This window comes from Novipirellula artificiosorum (assembly GCF_007860135.1).
In the GTDB taxonomy this organism is placed as follows: domain Bacteria; phylum Planctomycetota; class Planctomycetia; order Pirellulales; family Pirellulaceae; genus Novipirellula_A; species Novipirellula_A artificiosorum.
Window position 1 is genome coordinate 24,468 of record NZ_SJPV01000011.1, and the last position, 10,497, is coordinate 34,964.

At 54.1% G+C, this 10,497-nt stretch carries 10 protein-coding genes; 7 read left to right on the plus strand and 3 right to left on the minus strand.

Going from position 1 to position 10,497, the window contains the following annotated elements:
- Positions 1-41: 41 nt before the first annotated feature.
- The gene (locus Poly41_RS24530) at positions 42-845 is read right to left on the minus strand and encodes a segregation and condensation protein A (RefSeq protein WP_146529890.1); all 804 of its coding nucleotides are present in this window, start codon (positions 843-845) and stop codon (positions 42-44) included.
- A gap of 383 nt (positions 846-1,228) precedes the next feature.
- On the opposite strand from Poly41_RS24530, the gene ilvN reads away from it, so the two are divergent.
- The 6 genes from ilvN to Poly41_RS24560 all read left to right on the plus strand — a co-directional run bounded on the left by ilvN (position 1,229) and on the right by Poly41_RS24560 (position 5,512).
- A complete protein-coding gene (gene ilvN / locus Poly41_RS24535; protein WP_146529892.1) occupies positions 1,229-1,807 on the plus strand; it encodes an acetolactate synthase small subunit in 579 nt (192 codons plus the stop codon).
- Positions 1,808-1,885: 78 nt separating this feature from the next.
- On the plus strand, positions 1,886-2,890 hold the full coding sequence (gene ilvC / locus Poly41_RS24540) for a ketol-acid reductoisomerase (RefSeq protein ID WP_146529894.1): 1,005 nt from the start codon (positions 1,886-1,888) through the stop codon (positions 2,888-2,890).
- Between the two features lie 24 nt (positions 2,891-2,914).
- The gene (locus Poly41_RS24545; protein ID WP_146529896.1) at positions 2,915-3,562 is read left to right on the plus strand and encodes a DUF4254 domain-containing protein; all 648 of its coding nucleotides are present in this window, start codon (positions 2,915-2,917) and stop codon (positions 3,560-3,562) included.
- Between the two features lie 38 nt (positions 3,563-3,600).
- Entirely contained in the window at positions 3,601-4,698 is a 1,098-nt protein-coding gene (locus Poly41_RS24550) for a right-handed parallel beta-helix repeat-containing protein (protein WP_146529898.1), read from the plus strand.
- Positions 4,699-4,742: 44 nt separating this feature from the next.
- Positions 4,743-5,009: a hypothetical protein gene (locus tag Poly41_RS24555; RefSeq protein ID WP_146529900.1), complete on the plus strand. Its 267-nt coding sequence runs from the start codon at positions 4,743-4,745 to the stop codon at positions 5,007-5,009.
- A 308-nt stretch (positions 5,010-5,317) separates the two neighbouring features.
- On the plus strand, positions 5,318-5,512 hold the full coding sequence (locus Poly41_RS24560; protein WP_146529902.1) for a hypothetical protein: 195 nt from the start codon (positions 5,318-5,320) through the stop codon (positions 5,510-5,512).
- Positions 5,513-5,554: 42 nt separating this feature from the next.
- Here Poly41_RS24560 and Poly41_RS24565 read toward each other — a convergent pair whose 3' ends face one another.
- Both Poly41_RS24565 and Poly41_RS24570 read right to left on the minus strand, forming a co-directional pair.
- Positions 5,555-7,033 (minus strand): hypothetical protein, encoded by a 1,479-nt coding sequence (locus Poly41_RS24565; protein WP_146529904.1) that lies wholly within the window; start codon positions 7,031-7,033, stop codon positions 5,555-5,557.
- Positions 7,034-7,217: 184 nt separating this feature from the next.
- Positions 7,218-8,711, minus strand: a complete 1,494-nt coding sequence (locus tag Poly41_RS24570; RefSeq protein ID WP_146529906.1) for an SHD1 domain-containing protein — start codon at positions 8,709-8,711, stop codon at positions 7,218-7,220.
- A gap of 307 nt (positions 8,712-9,018) precedes the next feature.
- On the opposite strand from Poly41_RS24570, the gene Poly41_RS24575 reads away from it, so the two are divergent.
- Positions 9,019-10,485 (plus strand): glycoside hydrolase, encoded by a 1,467-nt coding sequence (locus Poly41_RS24575; RefSeq protein WP_146529908.1) that lies wholly within the window; start codon positions 9,019-9,021, stop codon positions 10,483-10,485.
- The last annotated feature ends 12 nt before the right edge of the window (positions 10,486-10,497 follow it).

Genomic DNA, 10,497 nt, shown 5'->3' on the forward strand with positions numbered 1-10,497 from the left:
GAAGATATCGCGAAGTCACGGTTTGCTGTACCAGACTGCCGCTATCGCATTCGAACCGGCATGTTGCTCGATTCGATTTTGGCCGCACCGTAGTTGTCGACTTCGTTGACATTCAATTGGTCGGAATAGTTCGCCGTCCGCACGACGACGACCTCGCCATGCTCGTCCTGCTCCACCGCCGCGCCGTGGTGCCGGGTCAATTCCAAGGTGGCCAAGAACCAACCGATGAGCGAAGATTTATGAATCCCGCCGGTGACCAAATCCATCAGCGGTACGCGTTCGTGGTCCCGCAAGGAATCGTGGATGCGTTGCATGTAAACGTGAATCGGAGTGTCGTCGTACACGACTTCGGTTACCGGTGGCCCCGCGGATTCTCGCATGATCCGGCCAAACGCACTGACCAAGTCCCAAATTTCCAAATCGACGATCGGTTGGTCGCCCGGATCGATCCGCCGGTTGGGCAAATCGTCACTCATCCGCTCGTATCGCTGCTGCCAGCGCTGCCCCATTTCATCCAAGACTTCGGCCGCATCCCGGATTTCTTTGTACTGCAGCAATCGCTCAATCAATTCCGACTGAGGATCGAGGAGCTCTTCTTCGTCCGATTCCTCGACCACTTTGGGCAGCACCGACAAGCTTTTCATCTCGACCAACGTGCTGGCGAGGTCCAAGAAATCACCGACGTCGCCCAGATCGAGCTCTTTCAAAATGTCCAAATACTCCAGGTATTGATCGACGATCTTCGCCAGCGACATCTCCGCCAGCGACACTTCTTGGCGCCGAACGAGGTAAAGCAGTAGGTCGATTGGACCTCGATAGGCAGGCAATTCAATGCGAAAACTCATCCGTCGGTGCTGCTTTGGGAATAGGGCCAGGGGGAGAGAACGGGTCGCCAGCGGTAGTATAGACCAAAAATCGCTTGAACCTGGAAGCGGAAAGGGTGGTCATGGTGTTGATTGCAAAACCACTTCCTCGGTCGTGCGACGGCTCTGCCAAGCGGTCGAAACGACCCGCCGACGGCCTCCGAGGGCCATCGTCCATCGACCCCATGGCGGTCGATGGACCGATTCCGTGGTCGCGATATCGCCCGATTCCCGCAAAAAACGACTCCAAACGACTCGATTGGTCCGCAGCGGGCCTTGTTGGGGGTTTGTTCGAAAATTATCATGCTCCGCTTGCCCCATGCGGCGTCCGTCTCCCTTTTTCAAGTAATCGACATCCAAATTCGATGAGCAATCCCAATCAAGGGCCAGGGCCCAACCCACCGCAGGTGTCCAATCAACGGCATGTGCTCTGTGCGCTGGTGCAGAACGTCCCGGGCGTTCTTGCCCACATCTCCGGCATGCTCGCTTCGCGCGGATTCAATATTGATTCGCTGGCGGTCGGTGAGACCGAGGATCCGAATCTGTCTCGCATGACCTTTGTCGTGGTGGGCGATGTTCATGTGCTCGATCAAGTCGGCAAGCAGCTCGAAAAGATCGTCACGGTCGTGCGAGTGCTCGACGTCAGCAGCCGCGATTTTGTGGAACGGGATTTGTTGCTGTTGAAGGTCAAAGCGCCCGCCGGAACGGTTCGCTCGGAAATCCGCGAATTGGTCGATATTTTTCGCGGCAAGATTGTCGACGTCGGTCCCGACGAGGTGATGATCGAAATCAGTGGTCGAGAGAATAAGGTCCAAGCGTTTATCGAACGCATGCGACCCTATGGAATCACCGAACTCTGCCGCACGGGCCGCATCGCGATGGTACGAAGCGAAAACCGAATGCCCAGCATCAACGACCTTGCTGCGGGCCTTGCTTCCGCGTAACGGCTCTGGCACCGATCCGAAACCTCATTTCACAACCCATTTCAAAACTCAATTCAACCGAAAGACGGTATCCCAACGATGGCTGCAACAATTTACTACGAAAACGATGCAGACCTTTCCCACCTGAAAGGCAAAACGATTGCGATCCTCGGCTATGGCTCGCAAGGTCATGCTCAGGCTCAGAACCTGCGTGACAGCGGCTGCGAGGTCGTGATCGGTCAGCGTCCTGGATCGGCCAACTACGATTTGGCCGTTTCGCATGGTTTCAAACCGATGCCCATCGCCGATGCCGTGAAAGCGGCCGATGTGATCAATGTTCTGCTTCCCGATGAAGTGCAAGCGGATATCTATCGCGACCATATCCGCGACAACCTGAAAAAGGGCGACATCTTGATGTGCTCGCACGGCTTCAATATTCATTTTGGCCAGATCGAGCCACCGAAGGGAATCGACACCTTGTTGGTCGCGCCCAAAGGTCCGGGTCACCTGGTTCGCAGTGAATACGAAAAGGGGGGAGGCGTGCCGTGTTTGATCGCTTTGGGGGAAGGAGCCTCCGAAAAGACCAAGCAGGTCGGGTTGGCTTATGCCAAAGGCATTGGCGGAACTCGCGGTGGTGTGATCGAAACAACGTTTGCCGAGGAAACCGAAACCGACTTGTTTGGCGAACAGGTCGTCCTTTGCGGTGGTGTCAGCGAGTTGGTCAAAGCGGGTTTTGAAACGTTGGTCGAAGCAGGCTATCAGCCGGAAATGGCCTACTTCGAGTGCATGCACGAGCTGAAGCTGATCGTCGATCTGCTCTACCAAGGTGGCTTGAGCTACATGCGTTACAGCATCAGCAACACCGCCGAGTATGGCGATTATGTTAGTGGTCCGCGGATCATCACGCCGGAAACGAAGCTGGAGATGAAGCGTATCTTGACCGAGATTCAAACGGGCGAGTTCGCACGCAAGTGGATTTCCGAAAACCGCGCCGGTGCTCCCTTCTTCAAAGCGACCCGTCGTCGCGAACGACTCCATGGTGTCGAGCAGATCGGATTGGGACTGCGACGCATGATGACGTGGATCGACGAAAAGGAAGTCTAATTGTCTTCAAGCCGCCCAAGGCCTATGGAAAAATCGCCGATCGGTGTTGCGCCGATCGTTGTTGAGCACCTGACGAGGCTACAAACGGAAGCGGTTGAGCGTTGGCATCGCGAACCGATCGACGATCCCTACTCGGGATTCGAGTCGCTCGTCTGCCAACAACACCAGCAAAATTTTCGTTTGTGGCACGCAGAAGATGAGGCACGCGATCGGTTGGCCACAGACAGGCAGCTTGCCAAGGTCAAGCGATCGATTGATGGTTTGAATCAAGCTCGCAACGACTTGATCGAAAAGCTCGACGATGCAATCACTGCCATGCTTCACGAAGGTGGCGTGTCGGTTGACGAGCAAGCGTCGATCAATACCGAAACTCCGGGCAGTGTGATCGATCGGCTCTCGATCATGTCACTCCGGCGTTTTCACTATCGGGAACAACTTGATCGAGACGACGTGGATGCCGACCATCGACAAACGGTGACAAATCGGGTCACGCTTTGCGAGCAGCAACACCATGATCTCGCCCATTCGTTGCAAGAATTGCTCGATGACCTGTTTGCGGGTCGAAAACGTCACAAAACGTATCGGCAAATGAAGATGTACAACGACCCGTCACTGAATCCCGCGATTTATCGGTCCCGTCAGGCTGGCTCTTTAGATGTCAGACGACTCTGACAGCATACCTGATTCGTAGCACGGAAGGTGTTTTTTCATTGACGTTCTACATCATTTTGATTGCGTTTTTCTCCTTGTTCGGAACTGCGGAATCTGTCGCAAAGACAATCTTTTTGAGTAGCTCTGGCAATGATGCTGACAGCGGCGCGGATGAAGAACACCCGGTCTTAACTCTTCACCGGGCGAAGCAACTCTGCGCAAGTTCTTGCGACCCATCATTTGAAATCTTGTTGAAAGGTGGGGAGACATTTACCTACTTCAAAGCAGTAACCGTCACCCTCTATAACAGTGATGAAACGACCTTCGCTTTTGTTTGGGATATCGATAAGCCGCTTAAAATATCGACGTACGGATCGGAAGATAAGGCACGCCTTTCTGGCGCAGGTTATTTTCATCACAGCGGGGGACCCGGACAGGCTATCCTGATTGTTGAGCCCAGCAGCAAAGATGTATTGATCGAGAATCTCCTTTTTGAGATGTGGGAACTTGGAACGATCATGACCTTCAATACGGAAAACGTGCACATTCGGAATGTAAAGATCGACAAGGTTGGCCCCTACTATTTTCCTGAAGAACAAACCTCCGGGATCTTTTGCGCTGGAGTTCTTTATCCGAAAAACTCAACACGCATCCTTATTGAGGATGTCGTGATGACAAACTGCCACAACAATTATGAGCAAGTTGGCGAGTTGCATGGTTTTTATTGTACGCGCTTAAACCATTCGGAAATACGGAATTGTTTTCTGCAAAATATCAGTGGATCGCCATTCAAGTTCCGACGGAAAGACGCCAATAATTGCTACATCCATGGCAATCAATGCTATTACACGGGTGTCTCGACGCAGACACCAAATCAGGTCCAGTTCGGCTTCTTGCGATACAGCGGCGATCCAGGCGGCAATTGCCCTTATGCGTTGACATTTGAGAATAATATCTTTCACTATCCTTACTGCTGGATTGGAAAAGAAGATCCTCAAACTTGTATGGCTGTCCGATCGACAATTAGTAATGTTGATTCATGCGGAAGCGACGCATCCGAAAATCCCGACAGGGTGAGATGGATCAACAATGATTTCGAGTTTCATTGGAAGATGTCCAAGTACTGGACCGGGCCGGACGTCAACAAGGACGAATGATGCGTTCACCAGAATGCTGATCGTGGACGTTCGTTGCGCTCTCCTTGGACTCCGCCTCCACATTCTTTGAACACGGTTCACTGGGCTATTCGGAGACAGGCACAAACGGCCGTTTCGATGGGCTTGAACTGAAATGCGAGGGCTGGCGGGTCGAAGCACTCGAAATGGAACGAATCGAATCCAGCTACTTCGGCGATCCGTCTCGATTCCCAGATGGGACCGCAACCTTTGACTGTGCGCTGTTGATGCGAGATACTATCCATGCATGGCACGGACGCCCCGATCTGTGCTGCAGTGCAACCGGAGTGTAACATGGAAAAGCACCTGAGGAAGACATGTGGGGCTGGCTCGCTGCGCACGATCACGTTTTCCTCCTGCCCGTTTATCGTGCTCATTGAACCGTCGCGCCACGTCTCCAATCAGGCCGAATCATGAAATACCTCGTTCATCAACTGCGTCCCTTCCTTCTTTGTGCGGTTCTGGCTTCGATTGCCAATCATGCCATCAATCAAGATGTCAAGGCTGCCGGATCTGACCTGGCCTTGCTGCTCTCGCCGAACCGCGATTACGCAGTGGTAAGTGCCGTGCGAAGGCTCTTTTGTCGCAGCAGAACATTGCGATGCTTGAAGCCAATCCCGAGAAACAAGAATATCTGAAACGGCTGCGTGATGATGCAGCGATTAACATCAAGACCACTCGTACCTGGCTGAATCTTGCGCATGCTATTGCGATTGCGGATGTCCCCCGTGATCTTGCCGCTTATGATGACGTGAAGTTGAGGGTCAAGTCGGTGAAGGTGAACGAAGCCAAATAGAGCAAAACACCACTGTCAACGTTTCGTGGGTCATTTCAAAGGTCACCGTATCGCTTGACCTGACGCCGTCGGGCGTAGGATGAGTGTCGATTTCGCTGGGGCTTGGATCTTCACTTCCAGGCATTCTCCCCACCACGGATGATCGACCTTATTGACGCTTTGCATCGTAACGCCTTTGCTGAAGATTGGCTGGAGTGTCAATCCTGGTAAGTTCCACGTTTCACCCAAGACCTGCTCCTCATCGATCCGTGGCGCTGCAACGTAAAACAGCATCGGATCCTTGGATTCTCCGGTCCGCTCGATCTGCAGCGATTGTCCCACAATCGCTGGTGCCACGTGTTCGGTTGTTCCGTGCATCATCAACCAACCGATTTCTGACCCGACCTTCCAATGGATCGTCGCGGGGAAGTGTTGCTCCCAGCGGCGTTCGAGCTGCATGGCTCCCATCATCAAGTTCTTGTCGATCCATGCGGTCACGATTCCGCGACTACAAACACGCTCCAAGGCTCGCGGTCCGCCACGGAATTCCGCCAACCGGGGCAGAACCTCAGCGGGCACGACGGGCTTGAGGATCGCGATGACCGGCGAGTAGCTCCGTTCCTCGCTCTTGCGACCGGGTCCCTGGGGAAGAGGAGCAAGCTGCTGTTCTCCGAGGGCCATGCCAATCCAAATGCCCGTGATGGCCACGTATTCCGACATGTCCATACCATAGGAACGAACGAACGGCCCGCACATATTTCTCATCTCGGCATGATAGAATTCACCAACATCGTGCCAGAGGTCAGCCTCCATCTGTGCACCCATGGAACGCATCGAGTCCCAACATGCATGCTTACGCCACATCCCCAGCGCCATGAAGTTGACGCCGTAGTAGGTCGGCGAGTTGTATTCGTCAAAGGTCTTGTGTTGATAGTAGCTCTCGAAAATCGCCGCCGCATTCTTGCGTGCAAGTGATTGCAAATCGTCGCGATGCTCGTGCGTGCCAACGTAGTCCATCAGAAAGGCACTCATGATGGCGATATTCGTGTAGCCGGTTCCGACATTCCTTTGTTTCGCTCCCTGCGCTGCGCGAAGCAACGCCTGTCGAATCTCCTGCACCAGATCCGTGGGCAGTTGGTCACCGAATTCTTCGAGCGTCAAAATCAGTGAGCAGCCAACGAACTCGCGCCAGTTGTAGTCCACCTTTGTTTCGTTCAACCGTGTTCTCCAAACACCGTGCTTCGCGTTGCCGGGTCCATCGGTGTGCTGCAGCTTGACAAGCTCTCGCAGAATGGCAATCGCCGTCGCCCGGTCGTGTTTTTGATTCCGCCAGAGCAATCCCAGCGCAACATACGAGGCCCCACGCGTCCCACTCTGGGCGTACGCAGTACCATTCGACGTCGCCGTCGTTTTCGGTAGCGCATCCTCAACCTGCTGGCGGATAAACGGGTTCTCTGGCCATGGCGGGGCGGCTTCGCTTGTGTTGGTAACAAGGGTCTGCGTCGCGAGCAAACAGAGAATGAGCAGAAATGGAGGTCGCATGGGATGATCCAAAATCGTGGGGTCAACAAACCAAAATCGCAGTGATGGTCAATGATATCCGAATATTTGGTGGATTGACGTGGGCTCGGTTTGTGCACGGCAGTCGACAGCAAGCGTCGTTTGCATCGGCTGGGGCGACGTCAACAACGGCAGACGATTGGTGAGCAACGACCGGGAGCATTAATCATTGACCGAGAACGCCGCTGGCTTGGAGTGCCACGAGGGCTCGCTGGATCGCTGCGTCAAATTCCTTCTGATTTTCGGCGGCGGCCGCTTCTTGGAACCTTTCGGCCAAACTCATGTAGCTGGCGTCCTTGAAACCACGTGCCATGCTGGTCCCCACGATGCGTCCCTCCAGGGCAGCTTTGGAAAGCGATTGAACCTCCTTGGCCTTCGCTCGCTGCGCCGTAGGTATCGTCAACAGGCTTTCCGCAAGAGGCCGCGGCATCCATCGCCCGTTGATGCGAACCAGCGGAAACGTCTTCCGCTGACCCGTTGGATAGACCAGGGTCAATGTCCCACCCTCTGCCTCCTCCGTAATGACGAAGCGATCCCAGAATGACTGCAGTTGTTCCGCTGGAGCCAACGCAAGGAGCGTCGCGACGTGTGTGCCGACGCGGTCGCAACGGTGACGAAAAGCGGCATCAAATCCGTCTCCTCGGATCTCGTCATCGATACTGCCAACCAATTGGGTGAACTCATGGAGCAAGTCGGTGGCGGGCTCGTAGACCCTCGCGAAAGCATCAACGTTCGGCTGATCCTCAAGCAGCATCTGGACGACCGGATTGTTTAGCACAAAGGCTCGACGCTTGCGCAGTGCAGCGACCAATTCCTTGAGGAAATGCGCCTGCCCCAGCCCCTTTGAACTGACCTGATCCAGGACCTTGAGGGCGTCGCGATGCTCCTGACTAGCAAGGTAATCGCGAAAGTCATCCGGGACCCAGTCCCAAAAGGCCTGCAAATTGCCACGCGTGGCCTGCTGCTGCAGGTAATCGAGTGTTTCCTGGGGCGAGAGTCCTTGTGGAAATTTGGAATTCGTGTCTGTCGATCCCTCGTAATGTGACAGGTCCATCGTCGTGACGGTGGGTTGGGGCGTCACTGCCAAGTTCGCCGGAACGGGTTTTGCCGAAGAGTTTGTGGCTGGCTTCGTCTTGTTGGTCACGGAGGACACGGACGAAGGCGCAGCCGGATCCGTGAGGCTTCCAGGAATCACCGCGGTGTCGTCTTCCCATCGCAACTGATCGGCCGTCCGCCACTCGTCGGGTGAAGAGTCCCATCCGTCATAATCAAACCGAAATCGCTCGCCATCAACCTCTTCGATTACGCCTTTCCACCAAGAATTGCCCCATTTGATTTTCACGCGATCACCGACCTTAGGCAGCACGGGCGCTGTAGCAACTTTCGGCTTCGCTCGCTGTTCTCGGTACCATGCGACCGAATGCTCCTGGTCCTCGTCTGAGAACAACGCATAGGGCACCTCAACAACGTCTCCGTCGCTTTTCCGAAGCTTGATCTTAGGACCTGCTTCGCTGCGTTCAACGCCCACGATGGTGGCGCTGAGCGAAAAAAAACCTGAGCGATCGCGCCAAACACGCATCGCCCCGTCCTCTGCCAGCAACGTCGGAGAGGACACCAGACACAAAACCAAGACAAGCTTGGGGCAAACAGAAGGATTCATTTTTTCGAGTCGAAAGGAAACGAAGGAGCGCTTGACTAGCTGAAACGAGGGAAAACCACCTGAGCGGCGAGGTCGGGCATTCTTGAATGGCAAAACCCTCAGCGCCGCCGGGTGATCCTGTCATCAGTCTCGATGAATGACCGTTGGATTGCAACCTGTATCCTCTCGCGACCCGTATTGCGTCAAAAGACGCAGGCAGTAGGGGCGTTCATTTTGTAAGATGGAAATCGAACGCTCCGAGACCATGGATCCCCTGACGGTTCCGTTGCCAATCTAACGGGTCCGCAGTGCCCAACAGGAACCTACCATGCAAACCACCACGCGATTACTGATTGTCTGCTTTTCGATTCATTGTTGTGCCACCAACTTGTTTGCACAGGCGAAGGATTTCTCTGCGGTTCGTGCCGGTGTCTTCTTTGACAATCCGCTGCGGACCTGGGATGGATTCGGATTCAACTATGTCGAAACAGCACATTCCTATGACATGTCGAAATTCAACCAGGAGTACGGCGGATTCAGCCTGCTCGATGAACAGGAAAAGCAGGAGATCGTTCAATTGGTCTTTGGCGAGGAGGGTTTAAAGGTTGGCTTGGTGAAGATGTTTTTGGGCGCCAATCACCAGCAGGAACCCGGTGGGTCCTATGACCATGAATCAACCACAAGGAATATGCGCTATTTCGTCAAGGAAGGGCTGAAGCTTACTCGGCAGCGTGGAGACGATTTGCAGATCATCACGACCCTGTACGGGCCTCCCGGTTTCATGACGCTTCAGAAGGCCAATCGAGGACGCGACCTTGATCCCAAGTTCAAGAAGGAACTCGCGCTCTACATGATCGACTGGGTCAAGTTCCTCAGGGAAGAGGAACAATTGCCAGTGAAGTATTTGTCCTTACACAACGAAGGCGAGGACTGGCATCGTTGGAACCACGAAGGACTGACCGAACGGCGCAATCATGATTACAACCTTTACTGGCCCGTTGAACAAATCAACGAGTTCCTAAAGTTTATGCCCGCGTTGTTGAAGGAACATGGATTGGATGACGTCGGCATGACACCGGGGGAACCATCGAATTGGTATCGCTTTGCCGCTTGGGGATTGGCGCACGGAATCGCCAAAGACACCGATGCAGTCAACGGGCTGGGTTTAATCACGTCTCATGGGTTTTATCGTGGTGCGTACGGACATTGGTTCGGAGAACACAACAGCGTGACCAACGACTTGCTGCGAGAACAGCGTCCTGGCTTGCACTCCTGGGTTACATCCACCAGTTGGTCAGCGATGGACGCCAGTTTCGTCAAAGAGATTCATGGCAATATTTATACCTCGAAGGTCAACGCAATCATCCCTTGGGCAGGCATTCAACGTCCGACCCACTGGGTTGGCGGTGACCCGAACCCGGGTTCTGCAATTAAAGTGGATGAAGACGGCAACTACGAGGTGCGCAAAGGATACTACTTCTATAAACAGGTATCGCGTGCCGGTCAGCCCGGTATGGGCGTGGCCGAAACGTTTGCAATGAACTCCGCAGTCGCCGTGATTGGCTTCAGCCGCGAACAAACTGACAACGCCGATGCATTTGTTGTCGCGAACTTGAGCAAGGGAACGAAAAACGTGTCGGTTCAAATATCGGGAACGGATTCGAAGTCGTTTTCGGCCTTCATCACCACAAGCGGCGACGAGAACTTCAGCCCAGCCGGAAACTACGAGGTTCGTAACGGGGCGGTATTTGTGGAAGTTCCGTCGGGAGCCGTCATCACTTTCTTGGGACAGTAGCGGATCAGCAGG

Coding starts and splice junctions, on each gene's coding strand:
- Poly41_RS24530 (WP_146529890.1), bottom strand. CDS start 845: ATGAGTTTTCGCATTGAATTGCCTGCCTATCGAGGTCCAATCGACCTA.
- ilvN (WP_146529892.1), top strand. CDS start 1,229: ATGAGCAATCCCAATCAAGGGCCAGGGCCCAACCCACCGCAGGTGTCC.
- ilvC (WP_146529894.1), top strand. CDS start 1,886: ATGGCTGCAACAATTTACTACGAAAACGATGCAGACCTTTCCCACCTG.
- Poly41_RS24545 (WP_146529896.1), top strand. CDS start 2,915: ATGGAAAAATCGCCGATCGGTGTTGCGCCGATCGTTGTTGAGCACCTG.
- Poly41_RS24560 (WP_146529902.1), top strand. CDS start 5,318: ATGCTTGAAGCCAATCCCGAGAAACAAGAATATCTGAAACGGCTGCGT.
- Poly41_RS24565 (WP_146529904.1), bottom strand. CDS start 7,033: ATGCGACCTCCATTTCTGCTCATTCTCTGTTTGCTCGCGACGCAGACC.
- Poly41_RS24570 (WP_146529906.1), bottom strand. CDS start 8,711: ATGAATCCTTCTGTTTGCCCCAAGCTTGTCTTGGTTTTGTGTCTGGTG.
- Poly41_RS24575 (WP_146529908.1), top strand. CDS start 9,019: ATGCAAACCACCACGCGATTACTGATTGTCTGCTTTTCGATTCATTGT.